This window comes from Pseudarthrobacter sp. NS4 (genome assembly GCF_024758005.1).
In the GTDB taxonomy this organism is placed as follows: Bacteria; Actinomycetota; Actinomycetes; order Actinomycetales; family Micrococcaceae; genus Arthrobacter.
Window position 1 is genome coordinate 4,394,031 of record NZ_CP103288.1, and the last position, 20,985, is coordinate 4,415,015.

Below are 20,985 nucleotides of genomic sequence, written 5' to 3' on the forward strand. Positions count from 1 at the left end.
GACTGGATCCGCGAAACTGCAGCCCCGGCCACTGGTTTCGGTGGTCATCCCCTGCTGCACAGGCAGCCTCGCTGCGGGAGCGTCAGCCACCCTCCGTTAGTCACCGTCCGGACGCCAGTATCGGAGCCCGCCCCTGGTCGCGCCGTCGCGGGCGACTTCGACCACGGCGTATGGGAATGCCCGTCGGTCCGACTGGTCCGGTCCGCGACCGCGGACGTCCGAACTCCACGTACCGGTGTTGATGTATCGGGCGGAGCCACCCTCGAGCGCCGACTCGAGGGCCCGGTGCGTGTGGGCCGAGACGTACCAGGCCACCCCGGACCCGTACGTCTCAAGGGTTCGCACGAACCGGCCCGCGGCAGCAGGAGCCTTCTCGCCGGCGGTACTACGTCCGGCGGCTGCAAGGACGATGCGAGTGGCGGTGCGTGGGAGCGCCGACACTGTCCGGAACCGGGACAGGCGTGCCAGGTCCCGAACGGCCGCCTTATCGAGTGCGAGCCGCAGTGACTCAGTCTGCAACAGCTCGTCGTACGCAGGCTCCCGGACACGGCGTTCCGCCAGCTCGGATGCCAGGCAGGACCGGGCAACGGCCCCGGCACGACTGAGGCGTGACCTCGACGGATGGGCGTTCCAGGCGGCGAGCGGTGGCAAGTCCAGCTCGTCGGTGCCGTTGACCGCCGCGCGGAGCACCTCGGGAATCCGGTGCAGCGCGTGGTGCTGGTGCCCGTGCTCGGCCACGAGCACCTGAGGCACGTGCAGGAACCACGGGTGCACGCGGACCCGTGTGGGCTCGAGGGGTGACAGCATCGCTGACAGGCGGGAAGCAACCGAGGGCCGGGCCAACTCCACATCGTGGTTGCCGCACACGAAGTGCAGCTGCACGCCGCCCGCCGCACACGCCTCCAGCCCCCGGAACGTGTCGAGGTGTCGGGCGAGGATGGACTCGAGCCGGGCCAGACTCTCGTCCTCGTCTAACCCGGCCAGCTCGAACGTGTCACCGACGAAGACGACGTGCTGCTGCGGACCGGAGGCTCCGAGCACCCCGCGGCGCAGGAAGTCGGGCAGCACCGTGCCGGGTCGCCGGGGGTCGTCGTCCGACACGCCGAGATGGAGGTCGCTGAGGAGCCACCACCGCGCCGCACGGCTCACGCCAGCAGTTCCAACACGCGTGGAAGGACGAGGAACAGGCACATCAGCCACATAACGGCGACCACCCTGCGGGTCACCGTTCGGCCGAGGAGCCGGCGTGTCGGCTCCTCGGCGTCTGGTCCAACGCGTTGGACCTCGAGCGTGACGAGCGTGACCAGCAGGGCGAGGGCGACGAGCAGGGCGGCAATCGCAAGCAGTCCCGTCAAATACTCCATCATGATAGGGTCTCCTGTCGTGCGCGTGCCAGGCACGCGAGGATGGTGATGACGCCCATCGTGATGACGCACGCCTGCCACGACCACACAGCGAGATAGAACATCGCCGTGGACACCGCCGTGAGCGCGGCGAGGCCGAGCGCCAGAACGAGCAGTACGCCGAGCGCGAGGTCGGTGACCGGCGTGAGCCGGACCAGTGCCTGTCCTGGGAGCAGGATGAGGACGGCTATCGCGGCGACCGCCTGCAGCGGTGTCGGCAGCCCGACGAGCGTGATCAGCGATAGCACAACGGCCGCGAGACCGAGCACCATGGTGGGCCGACTGATGCCGCCGCTCATGGCGTCACCCGGTAGGCGCGCGCGTCGGCGTTGCTGAACACGAGCTCAACGCCGTCCTGTTTGCTCAGCCACGTCTCCAGCTCTGCGAAGCCGCTGGCGCTGCTGACGCCCCGGAGTACGAGGCTCGACTCTGACGAACGCGTGAGCAGCACGATGGCACCCTCCTGGTTTTCCCTGGCTTCTTCATAGACGAGTGGGCCGCACGTCGCCGTGGACAAGTCGGACTCGCACATGTTGTCCATGGTGCGGTACCGGTGTTCAAGGTAGGCCTCGCTGCGCCATGGCGTCGGGGTGGCAGCCGAGATGATCATCGCGCCGGGAGGCGCGAGACGCTTCACTTCGGCGACGGCGGCGATCTCACTGTCGGTGAAGACGTCATACTGGGCGTTCCCGAACCTACCTGTCACGGTCAGCACGGCCAGCAGGAAGCAGATGAGCGCAAGGCCCCCCGCGGCGCGGGGTGAGGGGTGTGTGCTTGTGCTGTCGTCCGGGGGAAGCAGGATCGAGCATGCCTGCAGGGCGATGAAGGGCAGCGCGAACAGCGAAACGCGGATGAGCATCTCCCCGCCGTACAACTGCACGGGGAAGAGCAGCAGCGGGGTGACGGCGAGGAGGACCACCCGGATATCGAGACGTCCCCTGCGCCAGTCGCGCACCGCCCCCGCCGTGGCGAGCGCCCACAGCACGAGGGTGAGAAAGACCCGGAGCTGCACCACGAGCACGTGCCCGGCGGTCCCGGTCACGCGGTCGACGACGTTCGCGTCGATCGCGGCCAGCAGGCCCCCTTCGGCCAGGGGTGGGTTCCCGGCGAGGTATGCACTGGCGGGGTAGACGAGCCAGAGCGCCAGCACGATCCCGATGATCAGGGGCAGCCGGCTGGGCCAGACACGCCCGCTCAGGGTGAGAGCGGTAACGGTGATGAGCACCAGGAACGGCGTCAGTTGATGGCTCGCGCAGATGACGATTACCAGCAAGAGTGTCACCGCGAGGGCGCTCACCCGGTGCCCCGGCCGAAGCTCGGCGGGTGCCCGCCCCAGCCACCACGCCGCCAGGTCTTCGCGTCCGAAGCCGAGGAACTTAGGGGGCTGCGCGGCCAACGGGCCGAGGACCAGCGCGATCACCACGAGGTACAGGAAGAAGCCGAAGGCCTGGGGAGACAGGTAGTCCTGGTCCTGCCAGTTGCCAAGGCAGAAAAGCCACAGTACGAGCCAGCGCCGTCGCGGATCGTGCGTCAGGTAGCGCGTCAGCACGTTCAGGGCAGCGAGCCACAGACCCATGTTGAATACCGGCGCCCAGAGGGCAACGGCCACCGGGTCGAGACCGGTCGCCTTTAGCACTGTCGCCAGGAGGGCGAAGAAACCCGGCCAATTGAAGTAAGCGTCGATGTCCGGGTCAATCCCCTGGATGCGTGAAAGGGCATCGGCAATACCGAGATGACGGAACGCCACCTCACCGCGCGGTACGTCCGTGACGAAGGCTGCGGTCCCGAAGAGCACCAGGACCAGCACGACGAGGAGCCACATCATGACCGGGCGGCGCGCCGGGCCCGCGGCATCTCCCCGCAGCGCCACGACGAAGGCGACGTTCAGAATCAGGAGCCCTGCCCAGAACGGGTAGGGAAGCACTCCGACGAGCCCCAGATCGCTGTTTACGGGCACGTCCACCGTAGAGGCGGCGCCCACGGCAAGCACAAGCGATACGACTCCCGCCAGTGCGCACCACACATCACGGGGCTTCCATCGTCCTTGGGTGCGGCTGGACACATCAATCACGGCAGTCATCGCGCCTCCCTTGTAACGGACCGGAGGACCGAGACCAGCCGGACGCCGACTACGACGGCCCCGATGGAGAGCACCACCAGCCACGCAAGGGCCATGGCGCCGGGCCCCGCTTCGGCGACCAACAGCGCTGAGGTGCAGAGGGCGACGCCGATTATCACGCCGACCACGATCGGCTCTGTATAGCGGCCTAGGGCCCGGCATACGGCGTTGTAGGCCTGCAGCACCGCGTACGGCACAAGTCCCGCAGCCAACCACCGCAGGGCGTCAGCGGAAGCGTCGGCGTACCGCTCCCCCAGCAGGCTAAGCAGCGGGTGAGCGAGGAGGACTAGGACGACTGCCGCCAGACCTCCTACGGCGAGCGACCAACGGAGACTCGCCCAGGTCGTCGACACCAGGCGGTGCGGATCGCGGACACCTTCGGAAAACTGGACGATGCCCATCAGCATCGGAGCGGAGTAGGCGGCCCAGGCCATCATCCACGCGGGATACCAGTAGGCAGCGATCTCCGGCGCCACCGTGTGGGCGAGCAGGAGCGGCAGCACCAGCCCGGGGGCGCGCTCGGTGAGGGTGAGGAGCTGGTACGGAATACCCACCGCCAGCAGCGGGCGGCCGCGCGCCGAGCGTAAGGATGGTCGCGGCCGGTAGCCAATAAGTCTCCGCAGCTGGACCACACCGACGATGCACGCCACCGTATTCCCGAGGGTCCAGCAGGCCATCACCACGTCGGCGGAGGCGCCGTGCGCCTGCCAGGACACGAGCGCTGCAGCCCCGAGTGAGACCCCGCCGCCCAGCGCGTACCTCAAGGTCGCGCTGGCACCGCGCCCCAACGCCACGAGCGCCTGGTCCAAAACAATAACCAGGGTGCCGGTGACGGCAGCCACGAGGAACGTGAGCCAGAAGAGAATCGATGCGGACGCCGTGTCCGGCGCCACCGCCGACTGCAGCACGAGGTAGCCGAGGGCCAGCACGGTGCCGGCTACCCCCACGATGGCGAACGCCGCGTCCAGCACCCGCGCGGGCGGCTCCCCTCTCCCCACCGCAACGATCACAGCCGAACCGGCGCCCAGCACCGCAAGCTGCGTGCAGATCATCACTGCCGCGACCGCGGCCATGGTGAGCCCGACCTCACGGTCTGACGTGGCGCGCGCGGCCACGACCCAGAAGGCAAATCCCCAGCCAATCTGCGCGCCCTTGCCCACAATGAGGCCGAACGAACTGCGCAAAGCGGAGTGTCGGATGGTCGAGGGGTCCGTGACAGCGATCCCAACCTCGGCGCTCATGACGCGAGACCTTTCGCCAGGCCTGCATAGTTGTACCAGCAGAAGGCGAGGTAGTAGCGCAGCCACCGAGGCTGGCCCGAGGCAAGGCTCAATGCGCTGCCGCGGACTGCCGCGGCGGCGGGCAGCAGCGCTAACCTCGCACCCCGCCAGCCGTGCTTGCGGATCATCCGTCCCAGCCCCGTTCCGTCCATGAGGAACTGGTCGAGCGCGAAGTCGAAGTCGTCTGCGGCGAAGCGATGTTCGACGACGACCCGCTGGGACACCGCCGTTCGCAGCCCTGACTGCCGCATCCTCCAACGCAACTCGATGTCCTCCCCCGACTTGAATTTGTCGTCAAAACCTACGCCCAGCATCAGGGCCCGGTCAACGACCGTCGCCACGAGCCCGAACCAGTTGCGGCTGCGGCCGGTGCGATGGTGATGTGCCAGCGCCTGCCCCCAGTAGCCGGGGCCAGCGACACTCTCCAGACCGGCCTGGAGGGCGTCGTAGCCGCCTTCGACCAGCTCCGTCAGCAGGTCTGCGACCCCCGTTGGCCCGAACACGACATCGGAGTCGACGAGCAGGACCCATCGGGTATTGCTGTTCTGTACGCCGAGCGTTCGGGCCCACGGCAGGCCACGGCCCTCGTCACTCAGGATCCGGGCACCGGCCGCGACGGCGATTTCGACGGTGCGGTCGGTAGAGCATCCGTCCACCACGATGATCTCTGCGACACCTGACTGACGCAGGGCCTCCAGGCAGCGCGGGAGCATGAGTTCCGCGTTGCGGGCCGGAACAACCGCGGTGATCTCGGAAGGGCTGTGACCCACTGTGTCCACCCCCTCAGATCTGCTCGTCGAGGACCGACGGCAGCAGTTCCTCGAGGAACCGGACGATGTCGTCCGACGCCTCATCGGCCGTGAACGCGGAGGGCACCTGCAGCAGATGGCAGGGCCGTCCGTCGAGCGCTTTGTTCAGCACTACCCCTTTTGCGGCGAAGTGCTCCCGCCACGGGACAACGGACGTGGCGGCCAGGCCTGTCACGACATGCTGCGAGAAGCCTGCCATCTCGATGTGGAAGTTGCCGATCATGCGGTCAACCATCCAGTCGGTTGTCCGCTCGACAATCCGGGACCGGGAGCCCTCGTAGCGCTCGATATAGATGGCGGCCGCGAGCGGGGCCGTCGTCGTCACTTCCCGGCCTGGAAACGCGGTCCCGGCATCAACCATGCGGTGCTCCGGCGACCACCGCCGCGAGAAGTCCGCGAGGCGCGGATAGCGGATGACGTACGGATGCACCACCGTGGTGAGGCGGCCGACGCTCTTGGACAGCTGCGGCGGGACGAGGGGCTTCCGGACACCTTCAAACAGGTGGGGGTAGATGTTCCGGTGGTGCGGTTTAATAAACATCGGCTTCGCGTAGCCGAGCAATGTGGCGTCCTCGGCCAGGAATGCCCAGTCATCGCCCATGAACGACCACCCCTCGCGCCGCATGAGCTTGGCGGCGGTGCTCGTCTTACCGGTCCCTCCGGCGGCCGGAAGCGCGATCGCGTGCCCCCGGTACGCCATCGTTGCGGCGTGGATCATGCCTGCTCCCCGAGCGACCATGGCGGCATCCAGAACAGGGACCACCGAGGTCAACAGCTCGCCCGGTCCGTGGATGCGCCACTGGTTTCCGTCCCTCACTACCTGGAGCCGCTCGGCTTGGAAGCGCAGGCTGCTTTCCGTGTACGCGAGCTCGTGCTCAAGCAGACCCGCATCCGGCATCGGCTCCAGTTGGTCATCCACCGTGATATCGGCCGGCCGCTCGGTGTCAGTAGCGAAACACGCCAACATGCTCCGAAGCTGGGGCGCTGACGGCGCCCCTGCGTCGACGCGGAGCGTGACGCGGCCGTGGATGTCGAAGTGCAGTGCCTTGGTGTCGGTCTTGGTCTGCCTGATGTGCATTGTTGTCCCCTGTTTGATGGTGTCGGTCGGATAGTGCTGCTGGTGGATAGTGTCGGTCGGATGGTTGATGGTGCTGAGGTGTCGGCCTACTTCAGCGTGAGCACGAGCTTGGGCGGTGTGCTGGTCTGACGGGAGCCAAGGTCGAGCCCGTCGCCGCTGGTCGAGTCCAGCCCCAGGGAGAGGAACCGATCGGTGGGCAGACTGCCCGCCGTCAGAGTGACGTTGTAGTCGGTGTTGCTGCTGGTGGGACCAAGCTTGCCCACCGCGATGCCGAGCTCCGGCTTATTGGTGTAGGTGATGCCGGTCTCGGTCCAGCTGTCGTCGCTGACCAACTTGACGTTCTGCGTGCCGCTCGACCCACTGCTGGTGGCCCGCAGCTGCAGCGTGGCACCCGTGATCTCACGACCGGCGTAGGCCCCCAGGTCGAACTTCAGATAACTGATCTCGATCGGGCTCCCGTCCACTCCCAGCACGCTCGCCGTGCCGTAGTTCGTCCCGGTCGCCCCGGCCGAGACGTAGCTGTCCTCGGCCACCGTCAGCGTGACCGTCTCCGACGTCCCGCCGCCCGTGGCAGCCGCGGTGGTGAAGCTCCAGGTCTTGTCGGTCCCCAGGGGGTTACCGGCAGCGTCCTTCACGCCGTTGGTGCCGCCCTTGATCGTCGCCGTGTACGTCGTACCCGCCGCCAGATCCGCACCAGGGTTCAACGTCGCAACCTTGGCCGTGCTGTCGTACGTCACAGCGGCCGACAGCGGCGTCGTCGTCCCCGGCGCCGTCAACGTGAACGTGCCCAACGTAACCGTCGCGGCATCCATCGCCTCCGAGAACGACCCCGTCACATTCGCGCCCACCGCAACACCGGTCGCCCCGGCAACAGGAGAGGTAGCCGTCACCGTCGGAGCCGTCGTATCAGCCGGCGCAGGCACCGTCCCGCCACCGCCCAGGGTGAGGACGAGCTTGGGCGGTGTGGTGGTCTCACCGGAGTTGAGGTCGAGGCCGTCGCTGCTGCTGGAGTCCATGCCCAGTGAGAGCTGTTGGCCGAGCTCGCCGGCCACGCCGCTGACCGTTAGCGGGACGTTGTAGTTGGTGTTGGTCGTTGTCGGGCCGAGCGTGCCGATGCCGGCACCGAGCGCCGGACGGTTGCTGTACGTGATCCCGGTCTCGGTCCAAGTGTCACTAGCGACCAGCTTGACGTTCTGCGTGCCGCTCGACCCGCTCCCGGCGCTGCGCAGCTGCAGCGTCGCACTCTCCAGCGTCCTGCCCGCGTACGCGGAGAGGTCGAACTTCAAGTACGTGATCTCCTCCGTGCTGGCGTCTACGCCTAGTACGGTACTGGTGCCATAGTTCGTCCCGGTCGCCCCGGCCGAGACGTAGCTGTCCTCGGCCACCGTCAGCGTGACCGTCTCCGACGTCCCGCCGCCCGTGGCAGCCGCGGTGGTGAAGCTCCAGGTCTTGTCGGTCCCCAGGGGGTTACCGGCAGCGTCCTTCACGCCGTTGGTGCCGCCCTTGATCGTCGCCGTGTACGTCGTACCCGCCGCCAGATCCGCACCAGGGTTCAACGTCGCAACCTTGGCCGTGCTGTCGTACGTCACAGCGGCCGACAGCGGCGTCGTCGTCCCCGGCGCCGTCAACGTGAACGTGCCCAACGTAACCGTCGCGGCATCCATCGCCTCCGAGAACGACCCCGTCACATTCGCGCCCACCGCAACACCGGTCGCCCCGGCAACAGGAGAGGTAGCCGTCACCGTCGGAGCCGTCGTATCAGCCGGCGCAGGCACCGTCCCGCCACCGCCCAGGGTGAGGACGAGCTTGGGCGGTGTGGTGGTCTCACCGGAGTTGAGGTCCAGGCCGTCGCTGCTGCTGGAGTCCATGCCCAGTGAGAGCTGTTGGCCGAGCTCGCCGGCCACGCCGCTGACCGTTAGCGGGACGTTGTAGTTGGTGTTGGTCGTTGTCGGGCCGAGCGTGCCGATGCCGGCACCGAGCGCCGGACGGTTGCTGTACGTGATCCCGGTCTCGGTCCAAGTGTCACTAGCGACCAGCTTGACGTTCTGCGTGCCGCTCGACCCGCTCCCGGCGCTGCGCAGCTGCAGCGTCGCACTCTCCAGCGTCCTGCCCGCGTACGCGGAGAGGTCGAACTTCAAGTACGTGATCTCCCTCCGTGCTGGCGTCTACGCCTAGTACGGTACTGGTGCCATAGTTCGTCCCGGTCGCCCCGGCCGAGACGTAGCTGTCCTCGGCCACCGTCAGCGTGACCGTCTCCGACGTCCCGCCGCCCGTGGCAGCCGCGGTGGTGAAGCTCCAGGTCTTGTCGGTCCCCAGGGGGTTACCGGCAGCGTCCTTCACGCCGTTGGTGCCGCCCTTGATCGTCGCCGTGTACGTCGTACCCGCCGCCAGATCCGCACCAGGGTTCAACGTCGCAACCTTGGCCGTGCTGTCGTACGTCACAGCGGCCGACAGCGGCGTCGTCGTCCCCGGCGCCGTCAACGTGAACGTGCCCAACGTAACCGTCGCGGCATCCATCGCCTCCGAGAACGACCCCGTCACATTCGCGCCCACCGCAACACCGGTCGCCCCGGCAACAGGAGAGGTAGCCGTCACCGTCGGAGCCGTCGTATCAGCACCGCCAGCACCGCCACTGGGGTCGTGGAAGTGCCAGTACCGGCTTGTGGCGTTCACATCTGCGAGCAGCAGCAGGCCGCTGTTGGCCGTGCCCCGTGCCGTGCTGTTCAGGTTTTGCTTCGTCGACGTCACGTTATGGACATACTGGTCCGCGTCCACGATACGAGCCGTCTTCGTGGTGGTGAAGCTGATCGTGTCCAGCGGCGTGGACTTTTCGTAGATCGCGCCTCCGGAGGTAGTGCAGACGCCGGCGTTCGTTGTGCCGCTGGGCTTGGGATAGGTAGCGAAGGTACGCAGCCTCTGAGTGCTCTCGTCAATCAGGACGATCACCCGGTTCGGACACTCGGCCACGGTCGCGATGGTGTGCGCAGACCACGTCGCGGTCGCGTTATTCAGTGCCAACAGCTGGATCAGCGGCTGGGACGCGGATGTGAACGATGTCTTGATAGCGGCGAAAACCCTTCCACCGGAGGAGTCCAGCCACTTCAGGTTCATGTGGTCATCGCCGCTGCGCTGCCCCTTCACCGCGGCGACAGGAGTGGTCCAGTTGGTGTTCGCTGCTCCATCGACGTGGTGGCTCCAGTACATGCCGTCGGTGGAATCACCGACCTGCCGGCTCCACATCACACCCATCTTCCCGTCGAACGCGATCACAGCCGAGGTGTCATCCACGGACACGTTGCTCAACGATGAAGGGTGCGCGAACGGCGTCCCCCAGGTCTTGCCATCCGTTCCGGTGACGTTCAGATAGATCCGGTTCCCCTGCTGCCACGTCGCCCACACCCGGCCGGTCGAGTCCTTATCGATGGTCAGGGCCTCAACGCGCTGGTTGTTGATCTGTGTAGAACTCAGCAGCGAGTACTTCTTAGTGCCCGGGTCGTAGCTGTAACGCCGCATCGTCGTCGGGTAGTTCGGCTCAGCCGGCAGGCCGTCATTGACGAACCGATAGCTCGCCACATGCAACGTCTTCCCGTCCCACAACACGTCATGATGCGTGCTCGCCCGCGGGTCCGTCACCACACCGGTATCGACCCAGGAACTCGTCGCGACGTTGAACCGGAAGATGTGGAAATCCGAGCTAGCGGTGTGCCACAGGTTCCCCCACCAGCTCCCGTCGTGAAACCACAACCCACTCGTTGACCGCTTCGTACCCGTCGGTGTCCCTGTCCCCGAATGGGACGGACCCTCAACGCCAACATCACCCGGAGCAGCCGACGCCCCAGCCGGCACCACCAGGCCGGCGAGCGCAACCAGCAGCGCTGTCAGCAGTGCGTGGAGCCGCAGCTTCCGCGACCCGCGGGGACTTCCCACCGCATACGCATTCTGGTTGCGCATATTTACAACCTCCCGGCATGTTCAGGCTGCGATATTTGGACGGCGACGATCCATTGCGCCCCCGGTTGTCGGTCCGGCAAGCGATGGCTTGTCTTACCCGGTATCAGCTCATTCATTCGTTCACTCACTGGACTTCCCTCCAGGCTGCATCCAGGGGAACCGGGCTTCCCGGGATTGGCGCGACATGGGCAAACCGCCGGCCGCGCAGATAACCGGCCGCCGTGCAGGCCAAGACCGAAACCACGGCCCCTGCCCGTCCGAGTCCTCCCCAGTTTCCGTTTTTGCTCCAGTCGTAAATCCCGGAAACAACGGCGCGTGGCAGGACGCTGCGGACGTAACGGCGTTCCGGGCCCAGTGCCCGCTTGTGCCCCACAACTTGGCTGACCTGGGCCTTGGAGATCCCTTCGGACCAGGACCTCGCCAGCATGTAACGGAACGTTCCCCTTTGGGCCGGCACGTGGTGGCGTACCAGAGCTGCGGGTTCGTAGACGATGCGTGACCCCGGTGTGCCCATTCTGGAACGTATGCAGATCTCGGTCTCTTCGCAGCCCAGGGGCTTCGACCCCTGGCGTCCAAGGTCAAGATTGAAGCCGCCAACCTGATGGAGCACTTCAAGACGGAAGGACATATTTGCGCCAATGACGTTCCTGACCTCGGAGGCGACCTTGGGCATTCCCCTGTAGCTGCAGCCGACGATCCAGTCCAGCTCCTCGCCAAAGTACGGAGGACGGCCGGATTCCCATACCGGTTCGACGCGCCCGCCCACAGCCAGTACATCCGGATCGTCGTAGTAGGTGATCAGCCGTTCGAGCCAATCGAGAGCCGCTTCGGCGTCGTCGTCGAGAAAGGCCACGACATCGGAAGTACAAAGGCTTACTCCCGTGTTCCGGGCTCCGGAGAGCCCCTTGGCACCGCTGCTCTCCACAAGAGTCACGTCATCAACAGTGGCGATGAGGCGTTTATAGAGGTCCTCATTGTGGTCGACAACCACAAAGACCTCGTGTGGGACGACCGTCTGGGCTCGGACGGAACCAATGACGTCCAGCAACGTGTCCCAGCGCGCCATCGTGTAGCAGCAGATGACTACGGAAACTGACGGAGGTTCAATATGGGGGCGCATCCTAGGCTCCTCGCACTACGGAAAGAACGCTTTGCGGATCCGTGGGTGTGCGCGGAAACCTGACGTTAGCGTATGTATACTTCACCCGCCGGAGGGCCTCGGGGCGGGCTCCGGCAGTCGGCGCTTCCCAGAGCGTGCATTCGCGTGCGAGGGTTCCCAGGACCCGCCACCCGTCACGGAACGTCTGCAGATGCGACGCTCCGGAGATGCGGTCGAGTTCAATGCTGGGTACCTCGGCGATGCGAAGGCCTGCCCTGGCTGCGCGGACAATCAGCTCGGTCTCGATCTCGAACCCGTCTGATTCAAGCTGCAAAACCTCCAAGCATTCCTTTCGGAAGGCAATATATCCGTAACAGAGATCGGAGTAGTTGCTGCGCAATACTGCATTGGCCATCCACGTAAACGCGCGGTTGCCGGCGCTCCGCAACCAGGTCAGGTCTTCGGATCCGCCCCCTGTGACGTAGCGGGACCCTTTCACGAAGTCGTAGTCGTGCTGAAGCGGTGAGACAAACCAACCGATCTCCTGGGGGTCCATGCTTCCGTCAGCGTCCAGCATGACGATGATGTCTCCCGATGCTGCAGCGAACCCTGCCCGGAGTGCGGCCCCCTTGCCCTTACGCTGCTCGTCCACCACAACGACGTCATCGCGCAGCGCCCGGGCAACGTCGACGGTATGATCATGGGAGCGCCCATCTACGATGACAACCTCGTCCACGTACGAGGGCATGCGGCGAATGACCCAGGGCAGATTCATGGCTTCATTAAGGGTTGGAATCACCACACTTACTGACGCCCTGGGTGACGAGATGTCCGGCTCGGAGAAGGACATTGGGAGCTGGGTGGAAATAGACAAATGCATCACCGCTTCATGACAATTACCGGATATTGGACGATGTCGCGTTTATGAATGCGCGACATTAGCGCTTGTCGGTCTCGGTCTGGTCTACTGAGGCCCCAGCTCTCTTAGCCCTTGACTCTGTCCTTGTCGTAAGAGCGTATGGTTCGCCCCAAGGGGTGTCACGAGTAGCCTGTACTCCCTTTTCTCCGCAAGATTTACTCGCTCTACGTAAGTAGCGGGGTTATGTTGCAGTCCATTACTTAGGTATAGGGTTACCGCTCAATCCAATACTTGGGCATAGGGGGTTTCGCGGACCCCAAGAACATAGGTATAGGGGGTTCTGTCGCGCGTTCATTGTGACCGTGGTTATTTCCGGGGTCTACGCTTTGCTTATCTCCGGCCGGTACTCTAAATCCCCAGTAGAAACAGCGATGAATACTTAAGCAGTGTCCGCTGGCTTTACCCCTCACAAACCTGCACGCCGCGGGCACCTACTGCCAGCAGCCAGCCAGCTCACCCTGCTGCCGGACGAAACCCGGCTACGCAGACTCCCTGGCCGCAGTCCTGAAAAAGAGCTCCGTCACCGCAGCAAGGCGGCGCGGATCCTCCACGCCGCACAGCTCGCGGGCCGAGTGCATGGACAGCAGCGGCACGCCGACATCCACCGTCCGGATTCCCAGGCGGGTGGCCGTCAGCGGCCCGATGGTGGATCCGCAGGGGATCGTGTTGTTGGAAACGAATTCCTGGTACGGCACCCCGGCCTCCGCACACAGCCGGGCCCAGAATGCCGCCCCTGCCGCATCCGTGGCGTAGCGCTGGTTGGCGTTGATCTTCAGCAGCGGGCCGCCGTTGAGCACCGGGTGGTTGGCGGGATCGTGCCGTTCCGTGTAGTTAGGGTGCACGGCATGCCCCGCGTCGGCGGAAACACAGAACGACGCCGCCAGAGCCTGCCGCCGCTGGCCTTCCGAAGCCCCGAGGCCGGCGGAAATGCGCACCAGGACATCCTCCAGGATCGGTCCGCAGGCACCGGAGCGGGAGTTGGAGCCGATCTCCTCATGGTCAAACGCCGCCAGGACAGCAATCGGACCGCTTGCAGCAGTACCGGAGGTACCAGCACCAGAGGCAGAAGCGTGCGCAATCAGCGCAACAAGCCCCGCGTGGGTGGACGAAAGGTTGTCCAGGCGCCCGGAGGCGAAGAACTCGCCGTTGCCCCCGAAAACCGCAGGTGCCTGAGTATCCGCAATAACGACGTCGTACCCGCCAATCTTTCCTGGTTCAACGGAAGTGCCGGGCACGTGCAACGCCAAAACCTTCAGGAGATCAGCATCAGAAGGGTTGCCCAGCCCCCACACCGGATTCATGTGGCGCTGCTTGTCGAGCGTAAGTCCGTCATTTGCCCCACGGTCCAGGTGGATCGCCAGCTGCGGGAACCGAAGCATGGGGCCAGTGGCCGTCAGATGCTCAGTGCCGTCCAGCATCACCAGCCGGCCCGCAAGCTGCAGTTCCCGGTCAAGCCAGGAGTTGAGGAGCGGTCCGCCATACACCTCCACTCCCGCCTGGAGCCAGCCGTGCGCGCCGGTGGTCGGCTTGGGCTTCAGCTTGAAGGACGGCGAATCGGTGTGGGCGCCGAGGATGTTGAACCCGGTGGTGGCCCCGGCTCCCTCAGGGACCACCCAGGCGATCAGGGCGCCGTCACGGATGACGAAGAACGAACCCGGTCCGCCTTCCCACGGCTCCAGCTCATCCAGCCGCGTGAACCCGGATTCCTCCAGCCGCCTGCCTGCCTCGTGGACTGCGTGAAAGCTCGACGGGGACGCGCTGACATAGCTGCCAAGGTCCTGGATGTGGTCTGTGGCGGAGGAAAGGAAAGGCATGGTCCCGAGTCTAAAGGGTGACGTTGAGCCCCGCCGTGTATCCCTCCGCCGCGGAACCGGTCATCGTTGCGAGCTGGTAGATGCCGCCGTCGTTTCGAAATACGACGTCCGACTGCAGGGTGGTCCGCCTCATGGTGGCCACGCTGCCCTCATACCCGGGGGTTGCGTACACCTCGTCGCAGGCCGCCCTGGTGAGCGCAATCTGCGAGACGGCCAGGACCTGTCCGGCCGCCGTCGCATTGCCCAGCGACTGGAACACCTCGAAGTGGATGTGCGGCCAGCGCCCGGAGTAGGCGCCGGGGAAGACGGACGTGAAGGTCACCTGGCCGCTGGCATCCGCTTCCTGGACACCGCGGAGGTAGTTTTCGTTGGTCAGTTCCGGGTCGTACATGGAGTACTTCCCTTCCCGGTCGCAGTGCCAGGCATACACGGCTGCCCCGGCCAGCGGACGGCAGCCGTTCGCGTTGTCGAGAAGTGTCAGGGTGAAGGTCAGCGGGACGCCTTCCGCCCTGCCGGAGAACGCCCCGAAGCTGGAGGTGATGTCGCGGCGGACCACACGGAGGCGGTCAGGGCATCAGGGCCGTTGGAGCCGTCGCCCGGGAAGGGTCCTGCCGTTTCCTGCGGAATTTCAACACCGCATTCGGCTATCGCCCGGGTCACCGTGGGGCTGGCTGATGTGACGGCTGTGCCGGGCGGAGGCGATGCGACGGACGACGGCGCCGGGCTGGTTGCCGTTTCCCCGCCGGCCGTGCAGGCGGCAAGGGCAGCCACGGCGCCACCGGCGCCAAGGAACCTGCCCAGGGAGCGGCGGCTCATCATGGTGGTCAGGTCGAATTCCAGTCCCCAGTCGTGATCCGGGTGCGGCTGCTGCCCGCCCCCGCCGGGACCTCCGGGCATGCGCGAAGTGGTCATGACTCCATCAAAGGCCACCACGCCCCGCCTTGCCTAGATCAGTAACGCCGGTACAGCTCAGTAGTCCGGGTTGCTCGGAACCACCAGGCCCGTCTCGTAGGCATACACCACTGCCTGTACCCGGTCGCGGAGGTGGAGCTTGGTCAGGATCCGGCGGACGTGCGTCTTTACGGTGGCCTCGGACAGGAAGTACCGGTGGGCTACCGGCGTTGGAGAGGCCTTCAGCCATCGCCTCCAGCATTTCCGTTTCCCGCGGCGTGAGATCAGCCAGCAGCGGATCCGGCACAGGCGGAGCGGGCACCGGTTTGGCCGCACCCCGGACATACGTCTCGAGCAGGCGCTGGGTGATCCTGGGTGCCACGACCGCATCACCGCTGGCTACCACCCGGACGGCGTGGATCAGGTCCGACGGCGCCGCGTCCTTCAGGAGGAAAGCGGACGCGCCTGCCTGGAGTCCGGCAAAGGCATATTCGTCCACATCGAACGTGGTCAGGATGATGATGCGGGCACAGGAGCCCGCGGCAGTGATGGCACGGGTTGTCTCGATGCCGTCCAGGACCGGCATCCGCACGTCCATGAGCACCACGTCAGGGCTGAGGTCGTTGACCAGCCGGACAGCTTCTGCACCATCCGACGCTTCACCCACAATCCGCAGGTCTTCCTCGCCCTCCAGGATCAGGCGGAATCCCATTCGGAGCAGGGGCTGGTCATCCACCAGCAGGACGGTGATGGGTGCGTTTTCGGTCATGCCTTGCCTTGCAGTTCATAGGTGTATGGGCTTGGTTCGGAGCTGTCATCGGCCGGCAGGGACAACACGGCGTGGACACGCCAGCCGCGCCCGCTCCGGCCGGCCTCCACTGTGCCGGAGTAGATGCGCGCCCGCTCCGCCATCCCGGCGAGCCCCTGGCCGGTACCAAAGGAGCCGTGCTGAACCCCGCCTTCGTCCGGGCTGGACTGCCCCGGGACCCCTGCGCCGTCGTCGAGCACGTCTATGGTCACCGTCCACCCGGATCGGACAATGCTGACGTCCACCCGGCCCAGGGACCGTCCGTAGCGGAGCACGTTGGTGAGCGATTCCTGGACGATCCGGTACACCGTGAGCTGGAAAGCGGCGTCGTCGGGCAATGCCGGGCCGCTGTGTGCATAGTGCAGCGGGAGGCCGGCCGTGCGGAATCCTTCCAGGAGCTTGGACAGGCTGTTGCCACCTGCTGCTATCGGCAGCCTGGGGGCGGCCGCTCCGGCATCGTCTCGGAGGACGCCCAGGACGCGGCGCATGTCGGCGAGGGCGTTGCGGCCTGTGCGTGACAACTCACCCAGCACGTCACCGGCGCGTTCCGGGTTTTTCCGGACCACGACGGCGGCGCCGTCCGACAGGCTGATCATCACCGTCAGCGAGTGGGCCACGACGTCGTGCATCTCCCGGGCGATCCGGTTCCGTTCGTTGACCGATGCCAGTCGCGCGGTCCGGGCAGCCCATGCCGCCACCTCCTGCTCGTGCTCCCTCCGTTGCTTTACGCCGATGCCGATCCCGGTGGCAATGACATTGGACAGCCCGATGCTGGCACCGGTGGCAATGCTGGTCATGAGGTGGAAGTCGCCGGGGTTGGCGCCGGCATCGTGGAGGAAGGAGTTTTCCATCGGACCCACGGCTGCCAGGAGGTAGGGGAGGGCCAGCGGCGCAGTCGCCGCCGCCATGGTGATCAGCGCGAAGCGGCGGGTGTGCACCACGGCCACGGCATAGAGCGAGAACCAAAGACCGGCGGAGACGTTGGATCCCCAGGGGTGCAGCAGCGTCACGGCCACCTCCACCACCGCCACGAAGGCCACCAGGCCTACGGGATGGAAGCGCCGCAGGAACAGGGCCGCTGCTACCGCCACCAGCAGTGCTGCCGCGGGCCAGTTGCCGGAGATCACGGTATCGGCCACAGTGGGCGTCACCAGCAGTGTGCATAGCTCAGCGCCACCACGGCGTCCATGACGCGCGGGTGCCGGTAGAGATAACGCCGGATGAGCCCCCGGCGCCGGGCTGTGAGTTCGGCAAAGGTCCCGCCCGGTTCATGCTTTCATCCAGCGTCAGACGTCGCGTTTCTTGAGCACAACCACGGCCGGAATAAGGAACAGCAGAACATAACCCAGGAAGATCAGGCCCCCCTGCCATGGATCGATCACTCCGTCAGTGTGGCCGATGGAAAGGAACCGTCCCCCGGCCTCATTGGGAATGTACTGCGGTACATACTTCCAGAACTCGCCCGGGATGAGCGTCAGGAAACTTGCCGCGATGGACAGAACGAAGAAGATGCCCACCAGGACGGTAATGCCCCCCGCGGAGTTCCGCAGCAGCGTCCCCAGCGACAGGCCGATCAGGGCGACGCCCGCAACGTAGAGGCCGCCGGTAAAGATGCTGTACAGCACGCCATCGGTGGACCAGTCCAGGTCAAAGCCGATGCCCTGGAAAACCGGCATGGCAATCAGGAAGGTAGCCACTCCCGCGATGGTGGTGATGACGTAGGAGATGACGGCGAGAATGATGGCCTTGGCCGCGAATGCCGGTGTGCGGCGCGGAACGGCATTCATGGTTGAGCGGATCATCCCCGTGGCGTACTCGGAGGACATGAACAGGACCGCCAGTGACCCGAGGACCAGGATGCCGATCTGCAGGCCGGCGTTCGGCAGGTTGTACAGATCAAACCCGGATCCCGGTGGAAAGGTCTGTTCCATCATTTCCGGGGTCAGTGTTTGGCCCTGGTCCCTGGCGTTGCGGATCATCTCGTCCAGGAACGTATAGCGGATCAGGACAGCCAGGGCACCTACGCCCACAATGGCTGCCAACGTCAGGAGCAGCAGGATGCGTGTGGACATGAGGGACCAGAGCTTGATCCACTCGGACCGGAGGACGCCGCCGAAGGTGACACCGCGGGAACCGGCGGAGGAACGGGCGGGGGTGGCAGGGGTTTGTGTTTGGGTGCTCATTGTCCTTACTTTCCTGCCGTCGCGGGGGCGGGCACAGCGGAGTCTCCAGCCAGGTGCGAGTGGTATTCCACTTCGTCCTTGGTGAGGTGGAAGTAAGCGTCTTCGAGGGAGGACACCTGCGGCGTGAGTTCATACACCAGAACCCCGTTGCTGAGCGCCACCTGCGCAATTTCCCGCGGCCCGAGGCCGGTCACCGTGAGGGTTTCCGGTTCGCTTTGGTCAACCGTGACACCGTTGCCCGCCAACAGGGAGGACAACTGCAGGGCAGCGTCGGTGCGGACCAGTGTCCGGGCCTGGCGGGTGCCGGCGATGATCTCATTGACGGGGGCGTCCGCGATGATCCGGCCGCGGCCGATAACGATCAGGTGGTCGGCGGTCTGGGCCATTTCGCTCATGAGGTGCGAGGAGAGGAAAACTGTTTTGCCCTGGTTCGCCAGGTACCGGACCAGGTTCCGCACCCAGAGCACACCTTCGGGATCCAGGCCATTGACCGGCTCGTCCAGGATGAGTGTCTGCGGGTCGCCGAGGAGGGCGTTTGCGATGCCCAGCCGCTGCCCCATGCCCAGGGAAAAGCCGCCGGCTTTTTTTCGCGCTACAGCGTCAAGGCCGGTCATCTCGATCACCTCATGGACCCTCGCCTTGGGGATGCCGTGTGTGGCGGCCATGGCGAGGAGGTGGTTGTAGGCACTCCGGCTTGTGTGCACCGCCTTGGCGTCCAGCAGGGCACCCACTTCGTGCAATGGGGCCTTGTGTTTCGCGTAGGGCAGGCCGTTCACGGTGACGGATCCCGACGTCGGCCGGTCCAGTCCCATGATCATGCGCATGGTGGTGGACTTTCCGGCGCCGTTCGGCCCCAGGAAGCCGGTGACTTGCCCTGCCCTGACGGTGAAACTGACTCCGGCCACGGCGGTTTTTCCGCCATAGACCTTAGCCAGGTCTTTTGCCTCAATCATGGGTGTGTTCCTTCTGACGGCAGCGCATGGCTGCGAATAGGTTCAGGTACGTGGTGTACGCCTTACGCTACCGACGCGGACGCCGCTTTTCGCCTGTCTCAGGGATGATTCAGGGGCTAACCAGGGTAGTCCCCTTGGATGACCGGAGGACACGGCCGTCCTGCCGTCAGGAATGGGGAGTGTAATAGGCAAGGGCCCGTGGCACCACCCTGTACTCAACGCTGCGCACCCCGGCCAGGGCCTCGCCGTCCACAGCCAGTGCCATTGGCGCCCCGCCGGCGTCGATGCGCACCTCTGTTGCCTCCGCCAGGTGCGTGATCCGCGAACTTGCCACCGTCCCGGTCAGCACCGACCACAGGAGCCTCAGCCGCGCAAAGGACTCATCCGCTGTGATCAGCCTGACGTCCAGGATCCCGTCGTCCAGGACAGGGCGCAGCAGCGGGGCGTGGTCGCGGGGATAGTAGCGGCCCCGTCCCACATACGCGATCCACACCTTGTGCCGGACACCATTGACGGTGAGAGTGATGGGTGTGCCGGCAGCGAAGGTCCTGATCATGGCAACCACCCCGGCGAGCGGCTTGCCGAGAGCGGGCTGGAGCTGTTCCCGACGCCGTACCAGATTGGGGTAGAGGCCCAAGCTCGAGGTATTCAGCATCATCAGCTCCGCAGCTTCAGGCTGGCCCGCCAACCCGCGTTCCACGGTGACGACGCCGATGTCCGCCAGTGCGGCCTCGCCCCTTGAGGCAGCCGCAACGGCTTCCTTGAGGCTTCCAGTTCCGGCATCACGGGCAAAGTGGTTGAGGGTTCCGCCGGGAAGGACCAGGAGGGGGATGGAGCGCTCGACGGCGGCCGCGGCCGCTGCTCCGACGGTCCCGTCGCCTCCCCATACGCCCAGGGCCTTGGTTCCGGGCCAGTCCGCTGTAGCCCGGATTTCCCCGAGCAGGTCATCTTCCGGGTGAACCGTATGGATATGCGCTTTCGGGAATACTTCCTGGAGGGCCGACGCCGTCTCCTCGGTGAACGAGCCGCCCAAGGTGTTGACCGCGATACTCAGGCCCTCGCCGTCCGGCAGTTCGGGAGCAGGCGTCCAGGTCCGGGCGGTCTGCGGGAAGGGCGGGCGGACGGGCCACCACCGGCGGGTCACCAAAGCCGCCCCTGCGCCAAGCGCGGAACCGAAGAAGACGTCCGAAGGCCAGTGTGCGCCGGTATGGACCCGCGAGTAGGCAACTCCCAGGGCGGCCGGCGCCAGGGCGGCGCCAAGGGCGGGCCGGACCAGGCCAACTCCAACCGCAAAGGCCACAGCTGATGCTGAATGTCCCGACGGCATGGAGGAGCTGGTGGGCTGCGGAAGGACAAACCGGAACACCGGAAGGTGCTCGGGCAGCGGGCGGGTCCGGGGGAGCAAGGTCTTGAACACCCCGTTAGTGACGGCCGACGCTACGGCCTGCGCTATCAGGCCGTGCAGTGCCGCCCTCCGGGTCCTGCCGGGGAAAACAGCCATAACGGCAGCCGCCGCCATCCACAACTTGCCATGATTGGCCGAGGCCGAAAGGCGGCGGAAAAAAACGTCGTGGTTGCCGCCCGGCAGATCCGAAACATGCCGGACGAGGTATCTATCCAGCCGGCCTATCCATCGATGGCTTCCACGCCACTTGCTCTGCATTCCCTCACCCTACCG

General features: G+C 65.7%; 16 protein-coding genes and 2 pseudogenes. All 18 read right to left on the reverse strand.

The window, feature by feature from the left end; all coding sequences use genetic code 11:
• Nucleotides 1-96: 96 nt before the first annotated feature.
• Nucleotides 97-1,149: a hypothetical protein gene (locus NXY83_RS20650; protein ID WP_258804055.1), complete on the reverse strand. Its 1,053-nt coding sequence runs from the start codon at nucleotides 1,147-1,149 to the stop codon at nucleotides 97-99.
• Nucleotides 1,146-1,367: a hypothetical protein gene (locus tag NXY83_RS20655; protein ID WP_258804056.1), complete on the reverse strand. Its 222-nt coding sequence runs from the start codon at nucleotides 1,365-1,367 to the stop codon at nucleotides 1,146-1,148. The genes NXY83_RS20650 and NXY83_RS20655 overlap by 4 nt, the downstream gene beginning before the upstream one ends.
• On the reverse strand, nucleotides 1,364-1,702 hold the full coding sequence (locus tag NXY83_RS20660; RefSeq protein WP_258804057.1) for a hypothetical protein: 339 nt from the start codon (nucleotides 1,700-1,702) through the stop codon (nucleotides 1,364-1,366). The genes NXY83_RS20655 and NXY83_RS20660 overlap by 4 nt, the downstream gene beginning before the upstream one ends.
• Nucleotides 1,699-3,483 carry a glycosyltransferase gene (locus tag NXY83_RS20665; RefSeq protein WP_258804058.1) on the reverse strand — a complete coding sequence of 595 codons (1,785 nt, stop codon included), beginning with the start codon at nucleotides 3,481-3,483 and terminating at the stop codon, nucleotides 1,699-1,701. The genes NXY83_RS20660 and NXY83_RS20665 overlap by 4 nt, the downstream gene beginning before the upstream one ends.
• Nucleotides 3,480-4,763 carry an MATE family efflux transporter gene (locus NXY83_RS20670; protein WP_258804059.1) on the reverse strand — a complete coding sequence of 428 codons (1,284 nt, stop codon included), beginning with the start codon at nucleotides 4,761-4,763 and terminating at the stop codon, nucleotides 3,480-3,482. Before NXY83_RS20670 ends, NXY83_RS20665 begins: the two co-directional genes overlap by 4 nt.
• Nucleotides 4,760-5,581 carry a glycosyltransferase gene (locus tag NXY83_RS20675; protein WP_258804060.1) on the reverse strand — a complete coding sequence of 274 codons (822 nt, stop codon included), beginning with the start codon at nucleotides 5,579-5,581 and terminating at the stop codon, nucleotides 4,760-4,762. The genes NXY83_RS20670 and NXY83_RS20675 overlap by 4 nt, the downstream gene beginning before the upstream one ends.
• 4 nt (nucleotides 5,582-5,585) lie before the next feature.
• Entirely contained in the window at nucleotides 5,586-6,689 is a 1,104-nt protein-coding gene (locus NXY83_RS20680; protein WP_258804061.1) for a hypothetical protein, read from the reverse strand.
• Nucleotides 6,690-6,775: 86 nt separating this feature from the next.
• On the reverse strand, nucleotides 6,776-8,827 hold the full coding sequence (locus tag NXY83_RS20685; protein WP_258804062.1) for a DUF7594 domain-containing protein: 2,052 nt from the start codon (nucleotides 8,825-8,827) through the stop codon (nucleotides 6,776-6,778).
• Complete coding sequence (locus NXY83_RS20690; RefSeq protein WP_258804063.1) at nucleotides 8,715-10,640, reverse strand: Ig-like domain-containing protein; 1,926 nt, start codon at nucleotides 10,638-10,640, stop codon at nucleotides 8,715-8,717. Before NXY83_RS20690 ends, NXY83_RS20685 begins: the two co-directional genes overlap by 113 nt.
• A gap of 124 nt (nucleotides 10,641-10,764) precedes the next feature.
• Nucleotides 10,765-11,760 (reverse strand): glycosyltransferase, encoded by a 996-nt coding sequence (locus NXY83_RS20695; protein ID WP_258804064.1) that lies wholly within the window; start codon nucleotides 11,758-11,760, stop codon nucleotides 10,765-10,767.
• A gap of 1 nt (nucleotide 11,761) precedes the next feature.
• Nucleotides 11,762-12,514: a glycosyltransferase family 2 protein gene (locus tag NXY83_RS20700; protein WP_258804065.1), complete on the reverse strand. Its 753-nt coding sequence runs from the start codon at nucleotides 12,512-12,514 to the stop codon at nucleotides 11,762-11,764.
• A gap of 623 nt (nucleotides 12,515-13,137) precedes the next feature.
• On the reverse strand, nucleotides 13,138-14,472 hold the full coding sequence (locus NXY83_RS20705; RefSeq protein ID WP_258804066.1) for a M18 family aminopeptidase: 1,335 nt from the start codon (nucleotides 14,470-14,472) through the stop codon (nucleotides 13,138-13,140).
• Between the two features lie 10 nt (nucleotides 14,473-14,482).
• Nucleotides 14,483-15,384 (reverse strand): annotated as a pseudogene (locus NXY83_RS20710) (intradiol ring-cleavage dioxygenase).
• A 57-nt stretch (nucleotides 15,385-15,441) separates the two neighbouring features.
• Nucleotides 15,442-16,132: pseudogene (locus tag NXY83_RS20715) on the reverse strand (response regulator).
• Entirely contained in the window at nucleotides 16,129-17,322 is a 1,194-nt protein-coding gene (locus NXY83_RS20720) for a sensor histidine kinase (RefSeq protein ID WP_397427539.1), read from the reverse strand. The pseudogene NXY83_RS20715 and the gene NXY83_RS20720 overlap by 4 nt, the downstream one beginning before the upstream one ends.
• 135 nt (nucleotides 17,323-17,457) lie before the next feature.
• Nucleotides 17,458-18,354 carry an ABC transporter permease gene (locus tag NXY83_RS20725; RefSeq protein ID WP_258804068.1) on the reverse strand — a complete coding sequence of 299 codons (897 nt, stop codon included), beginning with the start codon at nucleotides 18,352-18,354 and terminating at the stop codon, nucleotides 17,458-17,460.
• A 5-nt stretch (nucleotides 18,355-18,359) separates the two neighbouring features.
• Complete coding sequence (locus NXY83_RS20730; RefSeq protein WP_258804069.1) at nucleotides 18,360-19,307, reverse strand: ABC transporter ATP-binding protein; 948 nt, start codon at nucleotides 19,305-19,307, stop codon at nucleotides 18,360-18,362.
• A gap of 166 nt (nucleotides 19,308-19,473) precedes the next feature.
• The gene (locus tag NXY83_RS20735) at nucleotides 19,474-20,970 is read right to left on the reverse strand and encodes a bifunctional phosphatase PAP2/diacylglycerol kinase family protein (RefSeq protein WP_258804070.1); all 1,497 of its coding nucleotides are present in this window, start codon (nucleotides 20,968-20,970) and stop codon (nucleotides 19,474-19,476) included.
• Nucleotides 20,971-20,985 lie beyond the last annotated feature (15 nt).